The sequence below is a fragment of the Kurthia sp. ISK08 genome (genome assembly GCF_046159805.1).
GTDB classification, from domain to species: Bacteria; Bacillota; Bacilli; order Bacillales_A; family Planococcaceae; genus Kurthia; species Kurthia gibsonii.
In genome coordinates this window covers 144,992-168,712 of the sequence record NZ_JBJXHL010000006.1, presented here as the reverse complement: position 1 = coordinate 168,712, position 23,721 = coordinate 144,992, and the positions used below count along the sequence as shown (strand labels likewise).

22 protein-coding genes are annotated in these 23,721 nt (G+C 37.2%); 16 read left to right on the top strand and 6 right to left on the bottom strand.

Translation table 11 applies throughout. From position 1 onward, the window contains the following. Genes glp through moaD form a run of 4 tightly spaced genes read left to right on the top strand, consistent with a single transcriptional unit; the run spans position 1 to position 2,473 of the window. The gene (gene glp, locus ACKVQX_RS12070) at positions 1-1,293 is read left to right on the top strand and encodes a gephyrin-like molybdotransferase Glp (RefSeq protein WP_409136366.1); all 1,293 of its coding nucleotides are present in this window, start codon (positions 1-3) and stop codon (positions 1,291-1,293) included. Next, complete coding sequence (gene mobB / locus ACKVQX_RS12065; protein WP_409136365.1) at positions 1,260-1,787, top strand: molybdopterin-guanine dinucleotide biosynthesis protein B; 528 nt, start codon at positions 1,260-1,262, stop codon at positions 1,785-1,787. Before glp ends, mobB begins: the two co-directional genes overlap by 34 nt. Next, positions 1,774-2,238, top strand: coding sequence for a molybdenum cofactor biosynthesis protein MoaE (locus ACKVQX_RS12060; protein ID WP_325943648.1), 465 nt, complete (start codon positions 1,774-1,776; stop codon positions 2,236-2,238). Before mobB ends, ACKVQX_RS12060 begins: the two co-directional genes overlap by 14 nt. A 1-nt stretch (position 2,239) precedes the next feature. Then, positions 2,240-2,473, top strand: a complete 234-nt coding sequence (gene moaD / locus ACKVQX_RS12055) for a molybdopterin converting factor subunit 1 (protein ID WP_068450281.1) — start codon at positions 2,240-2,242, stop codon at positions 2,471-2,473. A gap of 108 nt (positions 2,474-2,581) precedes the next feature. On the opposite strand, the gene modB is transcribed toward moaD, so the two are convergent. The 5 genes from modB to ACKVQX_RS12030 form a co-directional block, all read right to left on the bottom strand. Next, entirely contained in the window at positions 2,582-3,244 is a 663-nt protein-coding gene (modB, locus tag ACKVQX_RS12050) for a molybdate ABC transporter permease subunit (protein WP_068450283.1), read from the bottom strand. Positions 3,245-3,247: 3 nt separating this feature from the next. After that, positions 3,248-4,036 carry a molybdate ABC transporter substrate-binding protein gene (modA, locus tag ACKVQX_RS12045; protein WP_068450284.1) on the bottom strand — a complete coding sequence of 263 codons (789 nt, stop codon included), beginning with the start codon at positions 4,034-4,036 and terminating at the stop codon, positions 3,248-3,250. A 79-nt stretch (positions 4,037-4,115) separates the two neighbouring features. Next, positions 4,116-4,799, bottom strand: a complete 684-nt coding sequence (locus ACKVQX_RS12040; protein ID WP_068450286.1) for a TetR/AcrR family transcriptional regulator — start codon at positions 4,797-4,799, stop codon at positions 4,116-4,118. A gap of 139 nt (positions 4,800-4,938) precedes the next feature. Beyond that, on the bottom strand, positions 4,939-6,234 hold the full coding sequence (locus tag ACKVQX_RS12035; protein ID WP_068450287.1) for a nitrate/nitrite transporter: 1,296 nt from the start codon (positions 6,232-6,234) through the stop codon (positions 4,939-4,941). Between the two features lie 25 nt (positions 6,235-6,259). Then, a complete protein-coding gene (locus ACKVQX_RS12030; protein WP_068450288.1) occupies positions 6,260-8,290 on the bottom strand; it encodes a CocE/NonD family hydrolase in 2,031 nt (676 codons plus the stop codon). A 401-nt stretch (positions 8,291-8,691) separates the two neighbouring features. On the opposite strand from ACKVQX_RS12030, the gene ACKVQX_RS12025 reads away from it, so the two are divergent. From ACKVQX_RS12025 to ACKVQX_RS11995, 7 genes are all read left to right on the top strand, one after another. Next, positions 8,692-10,464: an oleate hydratase gene (locus tag ACKVQX_RS12025; RefSeq protein ID WP_409136364.1), complete on the top strand. Its 1,773-nt coding sequence runs from the start codon at positions 8,692-8,694 to the stop codon at positions 10,462-10,464. A 34-nt stretch (positions 10,465-10,498) separates the two neighbouring features. Beyond that, the gene (locus ACKVQX_RS12020) at positions 10,499-11,911 is read left to right on the top strand and encodes an amino acid permease (RefSeq protein ID WP_409136363.1); all 1,413 of its coding nucleotides are present in this window, start codon (positions 10,499-10,501) and stop codon (positions 11,909-11,911) included. A 2-nt stretch (positions 11,912-11,913) separates the two neighbouring features. Next, complete coding sequence (locus tag ACKVQX_RS12015; protein ID WP_068450291.1) at positions 11,914-12,903, top strand: choloylglycine hydrolase family protein; 990 nt, start codon at positions 11,914-11,916, stop codon at positions 12,901-12,903. 15 nt (positions 12,904-12,918) lie between these two features. Next, a complete protein-coding gene (locus ACKVQX_RS12010) occupies positions 12,919-14,307 on the top strand; it encodes a glutamate decarboxylase (RefSeq protein ID WP_409136362.1) in 1,389 nt (462 codons plus the stop codon). Positions 14,308-14,328: 21 nt separating this feature from the next. Next, positions 14,329-14,580 (top strand): hypothetical protein, encoded by a 252-nt coding sequence (locus ACKVQX_RS12005; RefSeq protein WP_409136361.1) that lies wholly within the window; start codon positions 14,329-14,331, stop codon positions 14,578-14,580. Positions 14,581-15,193: 613 nt separating this feature from the next. Further along, a complete protein-coding gene (locus tag ACKVQX_RS12000) occupies positions 15,194-15,607 on the top strand; it encodes a hypothetical protein (protein WP_068450294.1) in 414 nt (137 codons plus the stop codon). A 248-nt stretch (positions 15,608-15,855) separates the two neighbouring features. Further along, on the top strand, positions 15,856-17,802 hold the full coding sequence (locus ACKVQX_RS11995) for an LTA synthase family protein (protein WP_068450296.1): 1,947 nt from the start codon (positions 15,856-15,858) through the stop codon (positions 17,800-17,802). A 39-nt stretch (positions 17,803-17,841) separates the two neighbouring features. On the opposite strand, the gene ACKVQX_RS11990 is transcribed toward ACKVQX_RS11995, so the two are convergent. Continuing rightward, a complete protein-coding gene (locus tag ACKVQX_RS11990; RefSeq protein ID WP_068450298.1) occupies positions 17,842-19,080 on the bottom strand; it encodes an FAD-dependent oxidoreductase in 1,239 nt (412 codons plus the stop codon). A gap of 96 nt (positions 19,081-19,176) precedes the next feature. On the opposite strand from ACKVQX_RS11990, the gene ACKVQX_RS11985 reads away from it, so the two are divergent. The 5 genes from ACKVQX_RS11985 to ACKVQX_RS11965 all read left to right on the top strand — a co-directional run bounded on the left by ACKVQX_RS11985 (position 19,177) and on the right by ACKVQX_RS11965 (position 23,695). Then, complete coding sequence (locus ACKVQX_RS11985; RefSeq protein ID WP_068450300.1) at positions 19,177-19,842, top strand: response regulator transcription factor; 666 nt, start codon at positions 19,177-19,179, stop codon at positions 19,840-19,842. After that, the gene (locus ACKVQX_RS11980) at positions 19,839-21,101 is read left to right on the top strand and encodes a sensor histidine kinase (RefSeq protein ID WP_409136360.1); all 1,263 of its coding nucleotides are present in this window, start codon (positions 19,839-19,841) and stop codon (positions 21,099-21,101) included. The genes ACKVQX_RS11985 and ACKVQX_RS11980 overlap by 4 nt, the downstream gene beginning before the upstream one ends. 5 nt (positions 21,102-21,106) lie before the next feature. Continuing rightward, positions 21,107-21,781 (top strand): diphthine--ammonia ligase, encoded by a 675-nt coding sequence (locus ACKVQX_RS11975; protein WP_409136359.1) that lies wholly within the window; start codon positions 21,107-21,109, stop codon positions 21,779-21,781. Between the two features lie 97 nt (positions 21,782-21,878). Further along, positions 21,879-22,952 carry an NADH-dependent flavin oxidoreductase gene (locus tag ACKVQX_RS11970; RefSeq protein ID WP_409136358.1) on the top strand — a complete coding sequence of 358 codons (1,074 nt, stop codon included), beginning with the start codon at positions 21,879-21,881 and terminating at the stop codon, positions 22,950-22,952. A gap of 17 nt (positions 22,953-22,969) precedes the next feature. Beyond that, positions 22,970-23,695, top strand: coding sequence for an AAA family ATPase (locus tag ACKVQX_RS11965; RefSeq protein WP_068450308.1), 726 nt, complete (start codon positions 22,970-22,972; stop codon positions 23,693-23,695). Positions 23,696-23,721: the final 26 nt, after the last annotated feature.

The window sequence follows — 23,721 nt, the reverse complement described above, 5'->3', positions numbered from 1 at the left end:
ATGGTAGAGAAAAGAAATCCGATTGCTGTTTCAGAAGCAGTTAAACGTGTGATGGACTACGCTTATACAGAAAAAGTAGAATGGGTTCCACTCATAGAGGCGAATGAACGCTTCTTGGCAGAAAATCTTGCTGCAGATCAAGATGTCCCTTCTTTTGACCGTTCTCCTTATGATGGTTTTGCGATTCGTGCAGTGGATAGTCAAAAAGCGACAAAAGAGACACCAGTATCATTCAAAGTCGTTGGTGAGATTGGTGCGGGCTTTGTGTATGAACAGGAAGTACAAGCTTTTGAAGCAGTACGTATTATGACTGGCGCTCCGATTCCAAAAGGCTGTGATGCTGTTGTGATGTTGGAACTAACAAAAGATGAAGTACGAGATGGACAAACGTATATGTCGATTAACCGTTCGTATGAAGCAGGCACGAATATTTCATATCAAGGTGAAGATGTTCGAAAAGGCGAAGTGCTCATTCAAAAAGGACAATTTATTAACCCAGGTGTAATCGCATTACTCGCGACATTTGGTTATGCGGAAGTACCTGTTTTTAAAAAGCCTGTGGTCGGTGTAATTGCAACAGGTAGCGAATTACTTGAACCGAATGAACCGCTTCAAGCAGGTAAAATTCGTAATAGTAATGCGTACATGATCATGGCGCAAATTGAGCGAGCAGGTGCAACTGCGAAATACTTGGGGCAGTTTAGTGATGATTTAGATGTATGCATTGAAGAAGTGAAAAAAGCTTTAACACAAGTGGATATCTTAATTACAACAGGTGGCGTATCAGTGGGAGATTACGATTATTTACCAGCGATTTATGAAGCGATTGGTGCAACTGTTCTATTCAATAAAGTGGCGATGCGACCAGGGAGTGTAACAACTGTTGCCGCTTTAGATGGTCAGCTGCTCTATGGTTTATCAGGTAATCCATCGGCTTGTTATGTTGGATTTGAATTATTCACTCGTCCGATTATTCGAAAAAGCTTTGGCAGTCCAACACCACATTTACGCAGAGAAAAAGCGATATTGGGTGAAGATTTTACGAAAGCGAATCCATTTACGCGCTTTATTCGAGCGACGCTGCATTATAATGATGGTCAATTAGTAGCGACACCATCTGGCTTTAATAAATCAAGTGCGGTATCTTCTTTAGCAACTGCGAATGCGTTCATCGTATTGCCGGGTGGTTCGAGAGGTTATGAAAAAGATATGCCAGTAGATGTTTTACTGTTAGAAGATGTACAGGGAAGTGAATGGCCATGGGACAATATCAAAAAATACTCCAAGTTGTAGGATATCAAAATAGCGGTAAGACAACATTGATGGAACAATTCATTCGAGAAGCCACCGCGACTGGATTACGTGTAGCAACAATCAAACATCATGGGCATGGCGGTATTCCTGATGTAGAAAGTTCAAAAGATAGCATGCGCCATGAACGAGCAGGTGCAGCAGTGGCAGCAGTAGAAGGTGGTGGAGTTCTGCGGTTAAGTGCCAAACGAGACCACTGGAATTTAGAAGAGATCCTTGCTTTATATCAGCATTTTCCGATTGATTTAATTTTAATTGAAGGGTATAAACATGCTTCTTACCCGAAAATCGTCATCTTACAAATGGAAGAAGACTATGAGTTATTGACGGAGTTACATGAGATTATGTGTGTTCTGTATTGGCCGACTTATACAGGTGAGTTACCAACGAATTATCCTACTTTTTCAATTGATGCAAAAGAGGATTATCTAGCATTTTTATGTAAGGAAAAGAGGTTTGAACATGCAGGAGAATAAGTTTGAGATTGTAGACCAACCAATTGATGTAGAAGCGATGCGCGCGAAGGTGATGGATCGTAACGCAGGAGCAGTTACATTATTTATCGGGACGGTTCGAGAGATGACAAAAGGGAAAAAAACATTGTCACTGCAATACGAAGCCTATGCACCAATGGCGATTAAAATGTTCGAACAAATCGAACATGAAATTTTAGAACAGTGGCCAGATGTACGATTAGCGATTACGCATCGTGTCGGGTTATTAGCGATTTCAGATATTGCAGTAGTGATCGCAGTATCTTCGCCACATCGTAAAGTTGCCTATGAAGCGAATGAATTTGCGATTGAACGTATTAAACAAATTGTTCCGATTTGGAAAAAAGAACATTGGGAAGACGGGACTGCTTGGATTGGCGACCAACTAGAAAATGTACCGTATCCAAACGGACGACCAGAGGAGGCGGAATAAGATGATTTCGATTTTATTCTTTGCACAATTACAAGAAAGTATGGGGCAAGCACAGATGGAAGTGCCATTAGCAGGGAAAACAGTGGCAGAAGTGAAAGCTTGGTTAGAGAAAGAGTATCCATTACTCTCGTTAGGACAGGTAATGACAGCTGTGAATGAAGAATTTGCGCGCGACCAAACAATTGTCAATGAAGGAGACCAAGTAGCATTTATTCCACCGATTAGTGGCGGCTAAATAAAATAGTCTGGACATGCATGCATATAAACATAAGAAAAACTGGAATCGCGCTTTGGCGCGGTTCCAGTTTTTTGTTTCAAACGCTAAAAAAGTGACATGTTTTGTCTATGCATCAACTCGAATGAGATGAACACAGAGTAACATGATGAATGAGATGACTACCATACAAATGACGAGTGTCCATGCAACACTCATATTCCCTGAGTCAATTGCAGTATAGATGGCAAGTGGTGCAGTCTGTGTTTTACCAGGAATATTCCCTGCAAACATTAATGTAGCACCAAATTCACCTAATGCACGCGCAAAGCTTAAAATACCACCCGATATAATGGCTTTGGCAGCAAGTGGAATGGAGATGAATAGCAAGACTTTCCATTCACTTGCACCGTCTACACGCGCAGCATTTTCAATATCACGACTGACACCTTCAAAACCTGTTTTTGTCGATTGATACATTAATGGAAATGCGACGACAATCGAGGACAGAACAGCTGCCCAAAACGTGAAAATAATGGGTGCGTGAAAGAGCCATTCAATTGCGTCACCGACAAAACTATTTTTTCCGAAGATGACAATGAGTAAAAAGCCGACAACAGTAGGCGGTAACACAAGTGGGAGTAGAAGGAGTGTCTCAAAGAGTACCTTCCCGCGAAACTGCCGATGTGCCATCCATTTGCCCAGCAAAATACCGACAATAAGGACGACAATACTCGCGATGCATGCAACTTGTAGCGACAGCTTGAGTGGCGTCCAAATGTCCGTATTCATACACTATTTCGCTCCTTTGAACCCGTATTTTTCGAATGTTTTCATCGCTTCATCACTTTGTAAGAAATCATAAAAAGCTTGTGCTTCTTTTGGATGTTTACTGTCTTTAATGATTCCAACAGGATAGATAATGGGCTGGTGTGTATCACTTTTAGCAGTCGCAACTAATTGAGCTTTGTCGGAAGTACGCGCATCTGTTTCATAAACAAGACCAGCATCTACATTACCCGATTCTACATAGGTTAAGACTTGGCGTACATCTTTTGTGTAGACGATTTTGTCTTTTACGCTTGTCCAAAGCTTTAAAGCTTCAAGCGTTTCGCGACCGTATTGCCCAGCAGGTACAGATTCAGGTGTACCAAGTGCAATTTTTTTTGCTGTTGTTAAGTCTTTAAAAGACTGAATATTGTTGTTTGTATCTTTTGGTGTAATTAAAACTAATTCATTGGCTAATAAGTTCACTTGCTTGGATTTTTCAATATCACCACTCTGTACTAATGCATCGAATGGTTCTGAAGCTGCTGAAAAGAATACATCAACAGGTGCTCCTTGCGCAATTTGTTGTTTTAAAGCACCAGACCCACCAAAGTTGAACTGTACGTTGACATCTGTGTGTTCCTTCTCATATGTTTTTTGAAGTTCCACTAAAGCATCCTGCAAACTAGCGGCAGCTGACACAGTAAGGTCGACTGGCTGCTTAGATGAAGATTCTTTCGAAGTCTCTGTATTCGAACAAGCGGTCAGTAGTGCGAGTAACAATAAGGTTGTAACTAAACTATAAATCTTTTTCATTATGAATGAACTCCTTTTATAGCTCGTTATAACAAGACACCCTCATTATAATCATTTATAACTAAAATTGGAAGGTGGTTTATTCTTCTTGTTTTGGTTCTTTAAAATGAAACAGATTGGCATTTTGAACGATTTCTGTAATGTAATTCATCGTAATATCAACAGCTGTTTGAGCATCATAGCTTTTACGATTGTTTAAAATATTTGTAAACATACCTTGCCATACTAGAATCGTCAATTCATTAATTGCATCAACATTTTCTTCTTTGATATACCCTTCTTTTAAAGCAATCTCAAGGAATGAACGTCCACGTTTTGAAACATTACGTTCGAATAAAATGCTTTGTAATTCTTCAGGAATATTAATTAAATCAGCAGGATAAATTTTATAATAATCTTCTAATAGCTTTTCAGGTGGATCTGTTAAGTCCATGATAAATACTGCATGGAAGATTTGTGGTTGTTTGAAAGAATGACGACAGAAGCATTCCCAAGCAAGTAGGTATTGTTCAATAGGATCTTTTCCCTTTTGAATATATTGTGCAACTTCCTCTGTATAGTCTTTTAAAAATTTCATTGATGCAAAGAAGATCAGGTGAGACATTTCAGAGAAGTAATTATAAATCGTTGCGCTATTGTAGCCAGCGCGATCAGCTACTTTTCGAATCGTTACGTGCTCTAAACCTTCTTCTTGAATAATGTCAGCCGTTGCATCTACAAAGTATTTCCACATACGACTCATTTGAATCTCTTTTTTATTCATTACGTGTCACCTTTCCGTATATGTATTAGGTAAATTATAACAAACTATTGGAATGAAGGTGTGAATGGAAAAAGAAATCCGTCTTTACATAGAAAAGAACAAGTGACGCATACAATGTACGTTCACTTGTTCAAGAGATTTAATTTGTTACGATAGTTGCTTTTTTCACAGCTGCGATTTCTTTACGTTTTACACGCGTCATACGTTGCCATACAATAGCTGTTAATAAACCTAAAATCGTTAAGCCAAGTAGAATACCAAAGAGTACTTTATATCCTTCGATTCCACCGAAGTGGTCTAAACACGCACCTGCAACGATTGGCATGAAGACTTCACCACTATAACCAACAATCATTAGTGGCATAGCGACAGCACCGGTTGTTTCTACAGGATAGTCACCCTCTACAAGAATTGCAAAGTGTGTTGCTTGTAGTGCGTACATCGAGATGTAAATGACTGCGATAAAAATGAGTAATAATAAAATTAACGACGGTTTACCTGGTAATAAAATAAGTGCAACTAAGCCAGCTGCCAATACACAGTAACCGATAATGACCATGTTCGAAATACCGATGCGGTCACCGATAATCCCTGAACTAAAGCTACCGATTGGTCGGCAATATTGTGAGAAATAGCCAAGCGCAGCAGCGATAACAGTTGATGCACCGAATGCCGCTGTTGCATATGGTGTAATGTAATAGAAACTATTAATCATTGAGTAAGACGTTAAGATTAAAATTGCTGCTAACCATGTTGTTGGCATTTTTAAGATTTTGAATAGAACAGGCCATTTGAATTTAGTTTGGTCAGCTGCTTCACCAGCTTCAACTGCCGCATTACTGACAGGTTCGCGGTAGATAAATAGAATGATTAATCCTAAACTGATACACATAACAGAGTAGAAGATGATAACAGAAGTTAGTGCCATACTATCTGTTAATTTTTTTGCGACAAAAGCGAACATCGCAAGGACTAACGCAGATTCGATTACTTTGGCAAGACCACGACCACCTTCGAAGAATCCGAAAGCTTTACCTTGTTCATTTGAAGCAGCTAATGAACGAACCGCTTTGATTAAAGCTACCCAGAAAGTCATAATTGACGTAATACCCCAAGCGCCGTAAATCACAAGAAGAACAGGATATGGTGGATATAATAAGAGCGTAAAACCAAGTGCACCTGTCATAATGAGTGACAATGATAATAGATGTTTCGTCTTAAATCGGTCAGCTACATAACCACCAAAAATATACGAGATGATACAACAAATACCGTAGGCACTCCCCAGTGACCCCATTTGTGTATTTGTTAGATTAAATGCCTCTAAAAAGACATCATAGTAATAGTTTCTGAAGTAGGGAAGTGTATAAATCATTTCCCCTGCAATAATTAAAATCAGTAAAGTCGGTAAGTTTCTTTTTAATTTTCCTTCCATCCCAACACCCCATTGTTTCTATTGGTTATAAACCAATACGTTTCGTTTTTGTATCCCATATTTTTGTAAATGCATGTGCATCATTTTCATGGACAATCATTTCCCCTGTAATATAGAAATATTCTGCATCTGCTGTTTGTGTCACACGAATATCCCCGTTAATCCACCAGCCTTCACGACCAAGTTTCATTTTTTGTGTGATGGTATAAGCAGCAGACAGTGGATCTTGATTTGATAATGTTAGTTCACGTTTTAAATTGTGTTCTACTGTCACATCAATATCGTCAAAGCGATAAATTCCTTCTCCAAATACACCGCCTACACCGTCAGTAATACAAGTCCATGTATCCGTTAAGATGTTGTAAGCTATCGAACGATCAACACGTCCTTCTTGTAAAATCGTTGTCGGTGTTAATGATGCGCTTTGCGGCTGCATATTTGGTCCATTTGTTGTTTTTCCTTTGAATAAAGGAAGTGTAAGTTGTGCTGTGTGTAAATCGACTGTCAATGTTGCATCTTTCGGCATTGGCCAGAACATCGGCCAGAATGATGTCGCAATCGATAGACGCACTTTATGACCTGCTTTAAATGTATGTGCACAACAATCGAGTGTTACCTGTGCTTCGAATTTTTCCCCTGGTGTTAACAGTTGAACTTCTTCATGATTTTTAGTGTGCGTTAAGTTCATGACACCATACGATACTCTTGTGACAGAACCATCTGGTGCAACATCCGATAGCTGAGCGAATAGCATCGCATGTGTTTGGTCACTTGAGAGTGTTACTTTAAATGTCGGATCGCCTAGAATTTCAAAAGCTTCTTCTAGTGAGTCACCTTCAAATACCATTGCCATTCCATCATCAAGACGTTGGTCAGAATGTGTCTCTCCTAATACACCAGCACCCATCCATTCACCAGATAATAAACCATGATTTAGTGGGGTTTTTAGCTGAACTGTTTCGTGATTAGTTGAAGCAGTTGTTGTTAATTGCTTTTGTGTCAGATGATAAATTTGTTCTTCAACATCTTGAGAAGGCCATGCTTCTAGCCCAACCCAGCGACCTTTACTGATTGGTTTTAAAGCAGAAGGTGGCATGCTTTCTTCCATCCAAACTTCAACCATTGGACCGTCTAATGTATCGGTCTCTTTACCTTTTAACCAATGATCCCACCATTTTACAGCCTCTTGTAAGAAGCCCATTGCTGGTCCTGGAACACCATCATGTGGATAGACGTGCGCCCAAGGTCCGATGACACCTTTACGCGGAACTGAAAGCCCTTTCATAAGACGCAATACGGTATTCGTGTAAGAGTCTTCAAAGCCATCAAGTGCAAATACAGGAACTTGAATCGCATCATAATTTTCACTAACAGAGCCATGTTTCCAATAGTCATCTTTTGTTTGATGTTGCAGCCATTGATCCATCCATAAAGGCATATTTTCTAAACGTTCTAACCATTTTTCACGCCATTCATCACCGACGATATTCGGGTCAAGTGGACGCATTTGATAAGCAAGCATGATTGCTCCCCACCAGAAGTTATCGTTTAGTAAGCAGCCACCTTTATAGTGAATATCATCGTTATAGCGATCATCTGTAAATCCTAATGTAATAATTGCTTTTAAATGTTTTGGTTGTCGTGCTGCTACTTGTAATGAGTTGAAGCCACCCCAAGACTTACCCATCATGCCGATATTGCCGTCACACCAAGGCTGATTTGCAATCCATTCGATGACTTCAAGCGCATCATCTTGTTCAAGTTTTAAGTACTCATCTTTTAGTAAGCCATCCGATTCACCAGAACCACGAATATCTACACGAACAACTGCGTAACCGTTACCAGCAAAATAGCCATGCATTGGCTCATCACGTGCGCGTGTTCCATCTGTTTTACGGTAAGGAATGTATTCTAAAATGGCAGGTACTTTTTCACCTACAGGTACATTCGGTAACCAGATGCGGCTTGATAAGTTTGTTCCATCTTGTAGTGGAATCCACGTATTTTCGATTGTTTCAAACGTATAAGGAAAGTTAGTAATGATTTCTTTTGTCATGTTCAGCCTCCTAGATTATGTAATTTATAACCACAGTTATTTTATAATCATGATTATATTTGTTGGTTCAGTATAGCACCGCTCAAAATAATGAACAATACTATATTTGAAATTTTCTATCAAAAAAGAATTTTTTGTTATTTTATAAAAGTTGTTTTAAATAGTAGATGCGTAACATAACCTAGCTTTTTATAAAAAGTTTATGGTATGGATTTTCAAAAAATATGGAAAATTGAGTCGATTAAAAATGGTTAAAGTTGTGAAATAGGGGGAACGAATTGTGGTAGAGTGGTTAGATTTTGAATGATAAAATTTAGCCCGATTGTTCGTCACCCGAAGAGGCAGTTGGTAGACTGTTTTTTTAACAAAAGACTACACATGTAATTTGGGAGGAATCAACTATGTATAGAAGTAATGGTAACTATGAAGCATTTGCACGACCGAGAAAACCAGAAAGAGCCGATCGCGTATCCGCTTATTTAGTTGGTTCAGGGTTAGCATCTTTAGCAGCCGCAGCATTTTTGGTGCGCGACGGTCAAGTACCAGGAGAGCGTATTCATATTTTAGAGGAACTCTCGATACCAGGAGGTTCATTGGATGGCATTGATCGTCCTGACGCTGGATTTGTTATTCGTGGTGGTCGTGAAATGGAATCGCATTTTGAATGTTTATGGGATTTATTTCGCTCTGTCCCTTCACTTGAAGTAGAGAATGCTTCTGTACTTGATGAATTCTACTGGTTGAATAAAGATGATCCAAACTCATCTCATTGCCGTATTATTCATAAAAAAGGTGAACGCTATCCAACAGACGGTCAACTCACGCTAAGCGAAAAATCCGTTAAAGAGATTTTACATTTATGCCTTCAAAAAGAAGAAAACTTACAAAATAAAAAAATTACAGATGTTTTTTCTAAAGAGTTTTTTGAATCAAACTTCTGGACGTATTGGTGCACAATGTTTGCCTTTGAAGAATGGCACTCTGCAATGGAAATGCGTCGCTACCTCATGCGCTTTATTCACCATATTGATGCCCTCGCAGATTTCTCCTCATTAAAATTCACTAAATATAATCAATATGAATCGCTAGTTTTACCGCTAATGAATTATTTAAAAGAACAAGGTGTTCATTTCCAATATGACACAGTAGTAAAAAATGTGATGATGAGTAAAGGTGGTCTAGAGAAGGTTGCAAAAGAACTTCATCTTACAGTAAAAGGTGAAGAGCAAGTCGTTCAATTAAGTGAAGACGACCTTGTATTTGTAACGAATGGTTCAATCACAGATAGTTCAACATATGGAACACAAGACGAACCCGCACCGCCAACATATAAAACAAGCGGTGGATGGGACTTGTGGAAAAATTTAGCTGCACAGGATGCGGACTTTGGATATCCTGAAAAATTCTACAAAAATATCCCTAAGGCAAGTTGGTTTGTATCAGCAACCGTTACAACATTAGATGATAAAGTAGCACCATATATTGAGAGAATTAGTAAACGCGATCCCTATGCAGGTAAAGTTGTAACAGGCGGTATTGTTCATGCTAGAGACTCTAATTGGAAAATGAGTTATACATTAAATCGACAGCCACATTTTAAAGCACAGCCAAAAGACGAATTAGTTGTTTGGGTATATGCACTAATTTCAGACCAACCTGGTAATTATATTAAAAAACCAATTACAGAATGTACAGGAATGGAAATTGCATGTGAATGGTTATACCACATGGGTGTACCGGTGAATGAAATTGAAGATTTAGCACGTAACTCATGTAATACAGTCCCATGTTACATGCCGTATATTACGGCTTACTTCATGCCACGTGCATTAGGTGATCGTCCACTCGTTGTTCCCAAAGGATCTAAAAACTTAGCGTTCATCGGTAACTTTGCAGAAACAGAACGCGATACGGTATTTACAACAGAATATTCTGTTCGTACAGCGATGGAAGCAGTTTACACATTCCTAGATATTGAACGTGGCGTACCAGAAGTATTCGCTTCTTCATATGACATTCGTATGTTGCTGCGCGCCTCTTATTATTTAAATGATAAAAAAGGTATTCGCGATATGAAAGTTCCAATTTTAGAAGGCATGTTGGCAAAGCATGAATTAAAGAAAATTAAAGATACGTTCATTGAAGAACTTTTAGAAGATTCGGGACTTCTATAGATTTTCTTATATTTAAACAGACGGGAGTAATGGAATGACACAAAAACGCAGTATATCAAAGTTTGGGTTCTTTGCGATGACCGCATCGTTATTTATAACGGTGTACGAATATCCAACATTCGCTGAGTCAGGTGTCATGCTTGTCTTTTATTTACTCCTTTGCGGTATTTTTTGGTTTTTACCAGTAGCGCTCTGCTCAGCAGAGCTAGCTACGGTAAAAGGAAATCAGGACGGTGGTTTATTCAGTTGGGTTAGTCGTATGATGGGCGAACGTTTTGGATTTGCGGCTATTTTCTTTCAGTGGTTTCAAATTACGGTTGGATTTGTAACGATGATTTACTTCATTATTGGTGCATTAGCATATGCATTAGATTTTAATGCTATAAATCAAAATCCGGTTTATAAATTTATCGCAGTTTTACTTATTTTCTGGGCTTGTACATTTTTACAATTTAGAGGAACGCAACTAACAGCACGTCTTGCAAAAGTAGGTTTTTTCGTAGGGATTATTATTCCAGTAGTTCTTTTACTCGTTTTATCGATTCAATATTTTAATAATGGACACGAAATTGCGAGTTCCTTTACAAAGAATGGATTCTTCCCAAAAAACCAAACAGACTTTGCGGCACTTGTATCTTTCATGTTGGCATATATGGGTGTAGAGGCATCTGCACCGCATATCAAACAACTTGATGATCCGAAGAAGAATTACCCGAAAATTATGATTTATCTCGTTATTGCAGGAGTTGTTCTAAGCACCATTGGTGGTAGTGTTGTATCAATGGTTGTACCAAGTGACAAGTTATCTTTGAATTCAGGAGTTGTACAGGCTTTTGAAACGCTTGTTTTAACAGGACATCCTGAGCTAGGCATCTTCGTAAAAGTAGCAGCCATTCTTTTAACAATTGGTGTACTCGCACAAGTAAGTTCATGGATTGTTAGTCCTACTGAAGGACTTCATTTTGTAGCACAAAAGGGTTTGTTGCCAGCTTATTTTAAGAAGACGAATAAAAATGAAGTTCCTGTACCCCTTATTTATTTGCAAGGTTTCTTAGTAAGTGTATGGGCAGCTGTTTTGACCTTTGGTGGTGGTGGCAATAATGTATCATTTTTAACCGCAATCTCTTTAACGGTTATTATCTATTTAGTTGCCTATGTCATGTTGTTTATTAGTTACTTCTTATTAGTTTTAAAAGCAAAAAACAAAGGATTAGAACGTTCTTATAATGTTCCTGGAGGTCATATCTCAAAAATAATTGTCGCTTCAAGTGGTTTGATTTTGTCGATTTTAGCTATTGTCTCAGCCTTCATCATACCCAGTGAATTGAAGGGTACTCAAGGGTCCACTTATATTTTGACATTGACTGCAGGCTTTATCATAACTGTTGCAATTCCATTTGTTTTTTACCATTTCTATATGAAACATAAACAAGTAAAGGATGTGTAAATATGTGTACAAGTATTTTTACTGTAACAAAAGATGGTAAGTATCTATTATCACGCACGATGGACTTTTCGTTTGAACTCGATACACAACCTGTTTATTTACCAAGAGAACATTCATTTGAGTCAGTAGTGGATGGAACAGAGTATGTTGGTAAGTATGGCGTACTAGGTGCAGGAACAGAGATTGAAGGTCTCTATACTGTTGCCGATGGTGTAAATGAAAAAGGCTTATCAATGGCTGAACTTTATTTACCAGGTGAAGCTTATTATGCAGAAGATAGTAAGGAAGGAGCAATTAATTTAGCACCACATGAATTTATTACATGGGCAATTGAACGTTTTGCAACGATTGATGAGTTAGAAAAAGAATTACATCAAGTACATCTTGTAGCAAAATCGGCACCGCTTATTAACATTATTACACCACTGCATTGGATTGTGACAGATCGTACAGGAAGATGCGTTGTTATTGAACCGCTAACAGAAAATCTAACAATTACAGAGAATCCTGTAGGTGTTATGACAAATACGCCGAATATTCAATGGCATTTTTCGAATTTGCATAACTATTTACATGTGCGTCCGAAACAATATCCTCCTGTGAAATTTGGTGAATATGAAGCAAGAGCTTTCTCACAGGGAACGGGAACGATGGGGTTACCAGGTGGTTATACACCTCCTGAGCGATTCGTTCGAGCGGCATTCTTTAAAGAACATATTAAACAAGCTGAGAACGAAACAGAGGGCGTATCGAATGCCTATCATATCCTTTCAACAGTTCGTATTCCAAAAGGAATTGTTGTTACAGCAGATGACCGAGAAGATTTTTCTCAATATGTCGGAACGATGTGTAACACGTCACTTACGTATTACTACACATCGTATGAGAATTATCAGATTGCTAAAGTACAAATGACCGATGAGCTTTTACAATCAACAGAACCTAGAATGTTTAAAGTTCAAAAAGAAGAAGCATTTAAAGAGTTGAATTAGAAAGGAGGTTCTTTTATGAAGAAAAAACACTTACCAGATGATGCAAGCCCTTTGTATGGTTCGTTAGCATCAGGTAAAGACGTTGTTTTGAAAAAGTTACGTAAAAAACCAATTAGTGCCCATATTGCCTATCAATTAATTAAGGATCAGTTAATTGATGAAGGAAATGCAAGACAAAACTTAGCGACTTTTTGTCAAACATATATGGAACCAGAAGTCACAAAATTAATGTCTGAAACAATGGAGAAAAATGCAATTGATAAATCAGAATATCCAGAAGTAGCACGCTTAGAAACGAGTTGTGTGAATGTACTAGCTGATTTATGGAATGCACCGGATACCGAGGAAGTGATGGGAACGTCTACTGTTGGTTCAAGTGAAGCTTGTATGCTTGGCGGTATGGCAATGAAGTTTCGTTGGCGAAATCTTGCACGTGAACGCGGACTCGATTTAAATGCACAAAAACCAAATCTTGTGATTTCTTCAGGTTATCAAGTATGTTGGGAAAAATTCTGTGTCTATTGGGATATTGAGATGCGTGAAGTACCAATGGATGAAGAACATTTAAGTATTAATTTAGATAAGGTAATGGATTATGTAGATGAGTACACAATTGGAATTGTGGGTATCTTAGGTATTACGTATACAGGTAAGTTTGATGATATTGAGGCGCTCGATCAACTTGTTGAAAAGTACAACGAAACACATGAACATCAGCTTGTTATCCATGTAGACGGTGCGAGTGGTGCAATGTTTGTACCATTCGTTGATCCTGATCTTGCATGGGATTTCAGATTGAAAAATGTTGTATCAATTAATACATCGGGGCATAAATATGGGCTTGTATATCCAGGTGTTGGCTGGATTTTATGGCGAAATCAAGAATATCTACCAAAAGAATTAATTTTTGATGTGAGCTATCTAGGAGGGAATATGCCAACAATGGCGATTAACTTCTCTCGTAGTGCGAGTCAAGTTGTGGGCCAATTCTATAATTTCTACCGTTTAGGATATGAAGGGTATCGTGAGATTCATAAACATTCACAGAAAGCAGCCATGAATATCTCAAAAGCAATTGAAGAGACAGGACTCTTTAAATTGTATAATGATGGCGAAAATCTGCCCATTGTTTGTTATACGTTGAAAGAAGATGCCGATGTATCTTGGAATTTATATGAATTAGCTGACCGTCTTCAAATGAAGGGGTGGCAAGTTCCAGCATATCCATTACCAGCCGATTTAGATGATATTGTCATTCAACGTTTTGTATGTCGAGCCGATTTAGGTCAAAACCTAGCGGACTCTTTAATAGAAGATTTCTTACAGTGTATCGAAGATTTAAATCATGCACGTGTCTTATTCCACGATGATGATGAACCACATGTACATGGGTTTACACACTAAATTAGAAGGAGTGTTTTATATATGACAAACTATGAAGAGAAAAAGGACAAAATGATTGATAAAATGGCGGAAACGTTAATGAAATTGGATGAAGTACTTGAAAAGTTAAAAGCGAATAAAGAAGATGATAAGTCACATCGCATGAAGGAATGGTATGAAGAGAAGAAAGTCATTCATGAATTTAAGCGTTTATTACATGAAATTCAAAAATATGATCATTATGATGAAAAAGAAGAAGCTAAAATTGACAAGCAATTTGAAGAATACAAATAGTTAAGTGAAGCAGGTGCATATTCTTTTGCACCTGCTTTTTGTTATACTATCTCTAAAAAAGGAAGATTTTATGCGAAAAAAAGAAGGACGAATTCGACATTTTTTTCGAGATGTAAAAAATCTAATTCGTGAAGTGATTTGGGAAGGTATTATTCAAGGTTTTTTGAGTTTTCTCTTGAATCTAATTCTAGCGATTTTTCGATTCATTTTACACCTATTTAAATAAAAGGGGAGGTAAGTTTAGCAAAAGTAGAAGCAATCTATTCATTACTCAAATTTCAATATGCACTATCTCATCTCAAAAATAAGCAAGAAAAGATATTTTTAAAAAGTAATTTAAAATAAGGCTTTTTATATAAAAAAACAATCAGTTTAAGTCTTTTAGCATCGATTCTAGAATGCTTTCTATTACATATTTTCTTTTAGGAATAAAAATGAAATAAAAGTATTTTTATATAGCGTGAATTTATTGAAGTGGGGTTAATTTATACCATGTTACAAACTTTGTTAAAATGGTAGTGTTATATACATGTTTATTTTTTTATAAGTAATAATAAAGTGATAGTTAAAATACATTATAGAAAACGTATTCGTTTAAATTAAGGAGAAAGAGATGCTGAACATCAGTGGTAGATTCTACTTTTATATTGCATTAGAAATTGTTTTAGTTAGCATTGTACTTGGGTGTACATACTATAATATAGATATGGTATCTTTGTTTATCTTAGTAATGAGTCCATTCTTTTTACTATTTAGTGCCATTTGGCTAGAAGTGAACGAACGAAAAAATCCTCTACTCATCTTGGGGAGTATTACTTTATACGTATTGATTGTGTTAACTAGTTATTTAATGACTTTACATATCGGAACAGAAAAATATTTACCAAAGGCGTCACATTTTAATGAAGGAAGTATGGTCACATTTATTATTTCAATTGTGACAAAGGAAATGCTAATAGGTGTAAGTGTTTATTTGGTGCTCCTCTATTTTTTTAAGGAAAATAACAATAAAACAACAACAGAATAGGATGTATGACCTCTTTACATAAAAGTTACAATCGATAAGAATAAGACTATAAAAGTTTACATAAATCGCCAAACTTGTGTACACTTAATAAGTGAATGTAAAAATCAAGTTATTTATATTAGAACTTCAAAGAAAAATACTGTAAAATAAGCTAAGTGTTCTTTTATGAAACATTTCACAAACAAAAACGTTATAGCTTATGATTTATTGAAAATGAACTTAATTTTTATGAAGTAGGTGTAAAAAATATGTTGAAAGATAAAAAATTCTCGTCTATGAATCGTTTTACGGGGATTTATTTAGTAGCCGTACTTGTGCTATGGATTAAAACATATATTGTACAAGTCACACAATTTAACTTGGAAGTTAAAGGTGTGTTGCAACAATTTTTACTTGTTATTAATCCACTAGGCGCTGTTGTGTTACTACTCGGTCTGTCTTTCTTCTTTAAGAAAGACAAACGAAAACTAACTGCACTTGTTGTGATCTACACATTGATGACGATTTTATTATTTGCCAATGCTGTATATTATCGCTTCTTCAGTGATTTTATTACGTTGCCAACTGTAACGCAAACACAAAACTTTGGTGATTTAGGTGGTAGTGTACTATCGTTATTAAAATGGTATGACATTCTATTCTTTATTGATGTATTTGCATTAATGTATTTACGTTTCTCAAAGAAAACGCATAAGTTAGTGAATGAAAAACGTGGAACGCTAAAAAATGCTACATTAATTTTAGCTGTATCAGTCGGTTTCTCAGTTGTAAACTTAGCATTAGCTGAAATTGATCGTCCACAATTATTATCACGTGGTTTCGACCGCACGTACATCGTAAAATACTTGGGTATGTATAACTACACAGCGTATGACACATATGAAACGGTTCAAGCTTCTTCAGAACGTGTACTAGCTGATAGTAGTGATATTACGGATGTATTGAACTATACACGTTCAAACTATGCAAAACCGAATAAAGAATACTTTGGCGCTGCCAAAGATATGAACGTCATCTATTTACATTTGGAGTCGTTCCAAACATTCTTATTAAATTACAAAGTGGATGGTGAGGAAGTAACACCATTCTTAAACAAGTTAATGAAAGACCAAGAGACATTGTATTTCGATAACTTCTTCCACCAAACAGGGCAAGGAAAGACATCAGATGCAGAGTTCATGTTAGAAAACTCATTATTTGGCTTACCACAAGGTTCAGCTTACATTACAAAAGGTCAAAATACGTACCAAGCTGCACCGAATATTCTAAAAGGTGAAGGTTACACATCAGCAGTATTCCACGGGAATAACGGAAGCTTCTGGAACCGTAATGTGATTTATAAGCAATTCGGTTTCGATCATTTCTATGATGCAAGCTTCTATGATACAAGCTCACCAAAAGATATGGCTGAGTATGGTTTATTAGATAAGCCATTCTTTAAACAATCTGAACCATATCTAAAAGAATTACCTGAACCATTCTATACAAAATTGATTACAGTAGGGAACCACTTCCCATATAAAATGGATCAAGATCTTGTGACGATTGGCAAAGAAAAAACAGGTGACCAAAGTGTAGACGATTACTTCCAAACGGCACGTTATTTAGATGAGTCAGTGAAACAATTCTTCCAACAAATGAAGAAAGATGGCTTAGATGATAACACGATGGTTGTTCTATATGGTGACCACTATGGTATTTCAAGCAACCATAACAAAGCGATGGCTCAAATTATGGATAAAGAGATTACACCATATGAAAATACGAATTTACAACGTGTACCATTATTCATTCATGTACCAGGTATGAAAGGTGGCGTTGATCACACATACGGTGGTCAAATTGACCTTTTACCAACGTTATTACATCTTTTAGGTGTTGATACACAGAAATATGTACAATTGGGTACAGACTTATTATCAAAAGATCATAAAGAAATTGTAGCTTTCCGTAACGGTGGTTTCGCTACTCCTAACTATTTCTTTGTAGATGATAAATATTATGATAATAAAACGGGGGAATTATTAAGCGAAGATCAAATTCCAGAAGCTGAAAAAATTAAAGCTGAAGTGTCAGAGAAATTAAGTATCTCAGATAAGATTGTAAATGGAGATTTACTACGTTTCTACACACCAGAAGGCTTTAAAGCAACGGAACCCTCTACGATAGACTATACAAATAAAGATGCAAAATAAGAAAAAGGTTTCGACATTTGTCGAAACCTTTTTTGTGTTTTAGAAGTTTTCAGCATGTACATCATCTGCTTGTACTTTGTGTAACATTCTTTCAAAGGCGAAGCTAGCTTTAGCTGATGCACAGATGAAGCATTGAGCTTGTTCTAAATAAAGATTTTGTTCTAACTCTTTATATGTTAATCGCTCACATACCCCTTCTTGTGTTACGTATGGTGTGTAGTAAAATTTTGGAATTGTTTGTTGTAATTGACGGAAATAACGGTCATATACTAACTCGTCACTTTTACGAACAGACCAGTAAAGATGGAATGGTTGTGTTGGATTTTTAGACCAAGCTTTAATATAACTCATCGCTACAGCAATACCACTACCACCAGCAATATAAATGGTTGGTTTTTCAAATTTCGGTAGCTTTCCGTAACCCTTCGTCATGTATAGACGATCTCCGGATTGTAATTGTGCCATTTTCTTTGTAAATGGTCCAACCTTTTTAAAGATGATGGTTACTTCATCGTCATTCACATCTGCAATCGTGAATGGATGTTCCATACCATTGATGCGAATCCATGCTGCTTGTCCAAGTTGTGCATGTTTTTTACTGTTCATGTGTAGTTTTAATTCATACATTACAGAGCTTAAAGCTGTAACAGATGCTACGGTTGCATTGCGTCTTGCGAATTTTTTTAGTAGGAATGGGATATAGAATACAAGTGCCACTCCGAAGTACACAATATAAGGGACAGCTGTCATCGGTGTATTGTAAGCGATATTCACTAGAATTACGTGAATAGCCATAAAGATAATCCCGAAGATTTGTAAGTGATGTACCCACTTCATCCAGTCATAATGGATAAAGGAGAACATCTTCATGAATTTCTGTACAATAGAAGGTGTATAACGTAACCATTTTGTTGCTAAGAATAAGATACTCAATCCACCCATGATTAGAAATACATTTTGTGATAGTTCACCATAGCCACCAGCACCATGTAAACCATGTGGATTATTTACAAAGTCTTCTGTTTGGCTATGAAGAAGAATCGCTGCGATTGCAAGAATTGGTAAAACACGATGGAATTTTTGTGCTACTTCATATTTAATCCATCTTGGACGTGTACCTAAGAATAAGATGAAGCACAGGTAACTATATGCGATTGCACCGAATGATACGGTGACAACGTTCCAAAAAGCGAATCCATGATCTTGTGTTGTAATTTGCCAAAAGATTAATGGAAGTGGTAAAAGAAATATAAGAAATGATAGCCATTTAGCATTCATACGAATCATCCTTTCTGTTAAACCAAGTATAGAAAAGGATGCTGTATTTCAAATGAAGGGTAGCTGAAAATTAGCTGAAAAAAGGAGAATGGGGATATGACACGAATTTTAGCCATTGATGATGAGGAAAGTATTACACAATTTTTGAAGATGGGGCTTGAAGCTGAAGGATATGAAGTAATCACTGCTTCTGAAGGAGTGACAGGCATTCAATTAGCAGAGAAATGGAAACCAGATGTTGCCATTGTTGATATTATGATGCCTGGTATGGATGGGTATGAAGTATGTCGTAGTTTGAAAAAATATATAAACTGCCAAGTTATTTTACTTTCTGCAAAAGGAGAAGTGACCGACCGTGTAACGGGGTTAAATGCAGGTGCAGATGATTATATGGTAAAACCATTTAGCTTTGAAGAACTGATTGCGCGTGTACAAGCACGACTGCGCAATACACCACAATATGAAGAACAACCAACAGGTATTTTTTCAATTGATGATGAACAAAAACAAATCACGTATCAAGGAGAGATACTCACATTAACGCGTACCGAGTACAAATTATTACGCTATTTTATTCAACATAAAAACAAAGTGCTATCAAAAGAAGCGATTTTGAATGCTGTATGGGGGTACGATTATTACGGGAATGAGAACGTCGTTGAAGCGTATATAAAAACGCTTCGTCAAAAGCTACAAGACCCTGAACATCAAGTGATTCAAACATTGAGGGGCTTCGGTTATAAATTGGATGTGACCGAATGAAAAAACAATTACTTGTTCGAACATCGATTATTTTTGCTATTTTATATGTGATACTCGGTATTTTACAAATTGGGATTTTTAAATATTCTGTAGAATACCAACAACAAGATAATGTGAAAATGGCGAGTAAACAATTAGACATAAGAAATGGTGAATTAACACCCGAATCACGTGAGTTACTCGAAAAGCAATTTTTAAATGCTCGCATTGAATGGGATGGAGAAGTAATTCGTTCATTTCGTGGAGATGACGATGATAAAGTCACATCACGTACAATCGAAAGAGAAGTAGCAGGTCAAACACTCAAAGTTTCTTTCCCAACACATGAAGAAAATGAAATTATGTTCACACAATTAATTATTTATACAGTAGTTGTTGCGATTATTTTTACGATTGTTTTTTGGCTATATCAGAAAATCTTACGTCGTACATTGCGCCCATTAGATGAATTATCTGAGCAAGTGCGTGAATTAACCATCGATCAAATGGGAAAAGCAGTATCAGTTAAACAGGCACCAATTGAGGTAGAGCAATTAGAAAAGGCGATTCAAAAGATGCAACAACGTGTACAACAAGCCTTTGAAAAAGAGAAGGAGACGAAGAAAGTATTAGAGCAGTTCGTGTCCGATGCGTCACATGAATTAAAAACGCCACTTACATCGATTCGTGGTTTTACAGAGGTACTTCTTCGTTCGAATTTTGAAAATGTACAACAAGTAGAAGATTCTGTTACGCAAATTCATCTTCAAACAGAAAGAATGAGTGCTTTGATTGAGAGACTACTACAATTATCACGTTTAGATCGCCAAGAACCCTTACAGTTAGAAATGATTAGTTTTAATGAGTTAGTAGAAGATTTAATGCCTGTTTTAGAAGTGCTAGGGGAAAAACGTGAGATGAATTATGTACTACAGTCAGCACAATCACAACAGATGGATGTTATGAAGATGCAACAAGTTGTCATGAATCTCGTACAAAATGCCATTCGTTATAGTGACGATAGTTCGAAGATTACGATTAAAGCATATGGCACAAAGCTTGAAGTGATTGATGAAGGTAGAGGAATTGAACAGGAGAAGTTACCTTATATCTTTAGACGATTTTATCGTGTTGATACAGACCGCGCGCGTTCTACTGGTGGTGAAGGTCTTGGGTTAGCGATTGCAAAAGAGATTGTTGAGCAACATGGTGGAACGATTCAAGTAACGAGTACAGTGAATGTGGGAAGCTGCTTTACGATTACATTACCAAAGGAATGAAGCATATGAATACATGGAAACAGAATGCCGCTAACAAAAAGAGTATCGTGTCTTATAGTGGTGGTAAGGATAGTACACTCGCACTTGAATGGGCGATGAAGCAAGGAGAAGTAATAGGCTTACTCGTTATGATGGAGGAACAAGGAGAGCGTTCACGTTCACATGCGACAGGTTCAGAGCTTGTACGCGCGCAGGCAAAAGCAATAGGTCTTCCTGTTTTTGAAGTATCAGCAAGTTGGACAACTTACGAAGAAGCTTTTGTAGAAGCGTTAAAAACAGCAAAAGAAGCAGGAGCAGAAGTACTTGTGACAGGAGATATAGATTTACTAGAGCATGGTCTCTGGCATGAACAAGTGGCAGCGCGAGCAGGATTACAGCTCGCTATGCCATTATGGCAAGAAGAACGTAAATCCATTGTAAAAGAAGTTGTAGAAAGAGGATATCGTGCCATTATTGTCACGATAAATGAGTCACTCGGAATGAAGGCATCGGATTTAGGGCGTGAGTTGTCGATTGAGTTCATGAATGAATTGATTGAGCGAGGAATTGACCCATGTGGTGAACAAGGTGAATTTCATACGACAGTTATCGATGGACCCTGTTTTCAACAGGCATTAGATGTGAAATTTGGTCGAGTAGTTCGACAAGACCCTTATGTGTTTTTGGAATTAACGCTGTAGCCATTCATAATCCCAACTAAAATGATAAGCATATTTTTTGAAATTTCGATGTAACACGTTCATAATTTTCTCATAGATATGAGGAGGGAATTTTTGTATGAATGCTTTTGAACCAATTACTTTAAATAATGGTGTGAGATTAAAAAATCGCCTAGTTATGGCCCCTATGACAACATATTCTGGTAATCCAGATGGTACTGTTTCAGATGAGGAGATTGCTTACTATAAAGAACGTTCTGGTGGCGTAAGTGCTGTTATTACAGCTGTTGCCTATGTATCAGAGCATGGTAAGGGATTCCCAGGACAATTCTCAGCGCATGAAGATCGTTATATTGAAAGTTTACGTCGTTTAGCGAAAACAATTCAAAGTGGAGGCGCAAAAGCAATTTTGCAAATTTTCCACGCAGGTCGTCAAAGTCCGGCGAATGAAGTACCAGAAGTGGTAGGCGCAACGGATATTACAAGTGACGGACAACCAACACCACGTGCTTTAACGACAGAAGAAGTACAACAAATTGTACGTGACTTCCATGAAGCGACAAGACGTGCGATTGAAGCAGGCTTTGATGGTGTCGAAATTCATGGTGCAAACACATACCTATTACAACAATTCTTCAGTGGCTTCACGAATAAGCGTACAGATGTGTATGGTGAAGACCGTATGAAATTTATTTTAGAAGTCGTACAAGCTGTACAACAAGCAAAAGAAAAATATGCAAATGACGCATTTATCGTTGGTTACCGCTTCTCTCCAGAAGAGCCTGAAGAAGATGGTATTACAATGGATCAGACACTAGAATTAGTAGATGTTCTAGCAGACCAACCACTTAACTACTTACATGTCTCACAAATGCAGTTTGATTCAGAGCCACGTCGCTATAGTGGTACAGCGACTACACGTGTAGAAGCACTTCAAGAAACAATCGCAGGCAGACTACCGCTAATTGCAGTAGGTTCAATTTACAGTAAAAAAGATTTAGAGAATGCATCACATATCGGTGCAGACTTACTCGCAATTGGTCGTGAATTATTAATTGAACCACATTGGGTAGAGAAAATTCAACGTGGTGAACAAGTGGAAACAGCACTTGATACGAAAAATCCACCTGTTTTACCAACGACGATGTTTGAAATTATTAAAAGTCGCCCGGGTTGGGTTCCGATGAAATAAGAAGAGGGAGTCATGTGATGTTTTTAAAAAGCTGTCGTTTAAAGAGAGAAGAAGTACAAGATTTTTCTGTATATCCGTTCTCGATTCCGACGATTCACCATTTAGATACTTTATCGCTTAATCAAACTGTTACGTTTTTTGTAGGTGAGAATGGTTCAGGTAAATCAACTTTACTTGAAGCTATTGCCGATCAAATTGGCTTTCATACAGCTGGAGGAAGTCGACAAAATGTAAGAGCTTATAATGTACATGCGAGTGAATCACATTTAGGTGATTACTTACGTCTATCTTGGATGCCCAAAGTGATAGATGGTTTCTTTTTAAGAGCGGAAACATTTTATCAATTTGCATCTCACATTGACGAAGTGGATGAGGATGGTTTTAAATCTTACGGGGGAAAGTCATTGCATCACCAATCGCATGGCGAATCTTTTTTGTCTCTCTTTCAACATCGTTTTCGTGAAAAGGCAATCTATTTATTGGACGAGCCTGAAGCTGCATTGTCTCCAGCAAAGCAGCTGACATTACTGCGGATTTTACATGATCTAGAGAAAGAACAGAATGTACAATTTATTATAGCGACACATTCACCAATTTTACTGGGATACCCCAACGCAAAAATTTATGAATTTGATGAAACGATTCATGAAGTAGCTTATGAAGAAACATCACATGTACAAATCTCCACATACTTTTTGAGAAATCGTGAAAAGATGTTAGAAGAATTATTTAAAGAGGAATAATAGAAAAACGATTTAGTCAGCTTCGA

What these genes read in the sequence shown, in the direction of transcription:
- glp (WP_409136366.1), top strand. Translation starts at nt 1, where the DNA reads ATGGTAGAGAAAAGAAATCCGATTGCTGTTTCAGAAGCAGTTAAACGT.
- mobB (WP_409136365.1), top strand. Translation starts at nt 1,260, where the DNA reads ATGGGACAATATCAAAAAATACTCCAAGTTGTAGGATATCAAAATAGC.
- ACKVQX_RS12060 (WP_325943648.1), top strand. Translation starts at nt 1,774, where the DNA reads ATGCAGGAGAATAAGTTTGAGATTGTAGACCAACCAATTGATGTAGAA.
- moaD (WP_068450281.1), top strand. Translation starts at nt 2,240, where the DNA reads ATGATTTCGATTTTATTCTTTGCACAATTACAAGAAAGTATGGGGCAA.
- modB (WP_068450283.1), bottom strand. Translation starts at nt 3,244, where the DNA reads ATGAATACGGACATTTGGACGCCACTCAAGCTGTCGCTACAAGTTGCA.
- modA (WP_068450284.1), bottom strand. Translation starts at nt 4,036, where the DNA reads ATGAAAAAGATTTATAGTTTAGTTACAACCTTATTGTTACTCGCACTA.
- ACKVQX_RS12040 (WP_068450286.1), bottom strand. Translation starts at nt 4,799, where the DNA reads ATGAATAAAAAAGAGATTCAAATGAGTCGTATGTGGAAATACTTTGTA.
- ACKVQX_RS12035 (WP_068450287.1), bottom strand. Translation starts at nt 6,234, where the DNA reads ATGGAAGGAAAATTAAAAAGAAACTTACCGACTTTACTGATTTTAATT.
- ACKVQX_RS12030 (WP_068450288.1), bottom strand. Translation starts at nt 8,290, where the DNA reads ATGACAAAAGAAATCATTACTAACTTTCCTTATACGTTTGAAACAATC.
- ACKVQX_RS12025 (WP_409136364.1), top strand. Translation starts at nt 8,692, where the DNA reads ATGTATAGAAGTAATGGTAACTATGAAGCATTTGCACGACCGAGAAAA.
- ACKVQX_RS12020 (WP_409136363.1), top strand. Translation starts at nt 10,499, where the DNA reads ATGACACAAAAACGCAGTATATCAAAGTTTGGGTTCTTTGCGATGACC.
- ACKVQX_RS12015 (WP_068450291.1), top strand. Translation starts at nt 11,914, where the DNA reads ATGTGTACAAGTATTTTTACTGTAACAAAAGATGGTAAGTATCTATTA.
- ACKVQX_RS12010 (WP_409136362.1), top strand. Translation starts at nt 12,919, where the DNA reads ATGAAGAAAAAACACTTACCAGATGATGCAAGCCCTTTGTATGGTTCG.
- ACKVQX_RS12005 (WP_409136361.1), top strand. Translation starts at nt 14,329, where the DNA reads ATGACAAACTATGAAGAGAAAAAGGACAAAATGATTGATAAAATGGCG.
- ACKVQX_RS12000 (WP_068450294.1), top strand. Translation starts at nt 15,194, where the DNA reads ATGCTGAACATCAGTGGTAGATTCTACTTTTATATTGCATTAGAAATT.
- ACKVQX_RS11995 (WP_068450296.1), top strand. Translation starts at nt 15,856, where the DNA reads ATGTTGAAAGATAAAAAATTCTCGTCTATGAATCGTTTTACGGGGATT.
- ACKVQX_RS11990 (WP_068450298.1), bottom strand. Translation starts at nt 19,080, where the DNA reads ATGAATGCTAAATGGCTATCATTTCTTATATTTCTTTTACCACTTCCA.
- ACKVQX_RS11985 (WP_068450300.1), top strand. Translation starts at nt 19,177, where the DNA reads ATGACACGAATTTTAGCCATTGATGATGAGGAAAGTATTACACAATTT.
- ACKVQX_RS11980 (WP_409136360.1), top strand. Translation starts at nt 19,839, where the DNA reads ATGAAAAAACAATTACTTGTTCGAACATCGATTATTTTTGCTATTTTA.
- ACKVQX_RS11975 (WP_409136359.1), top strand. Translation starts at nt 21,107, where the DNA reads ATGAATACATGGAAACAGAATGCCGCTAACAAAAAGAGTATCGTGTCT.
- ACKVQX_RS11970 (WP_409136358.1), top strand. Translation starts at nt 21,879, where the DNA reads ATGAATGCTTTTGAACCAATTACTTTAAATAATGGTGTGAGATTAAAA.
- ACKVQX_RS11965 (WP_068450308.1), top strand. Translation starts at nt 22,970, where the DNA reads ATGTTTTTAAAAAGCTGTCGTTTAAAGAGAGAAGAAGTACAAGATTTT.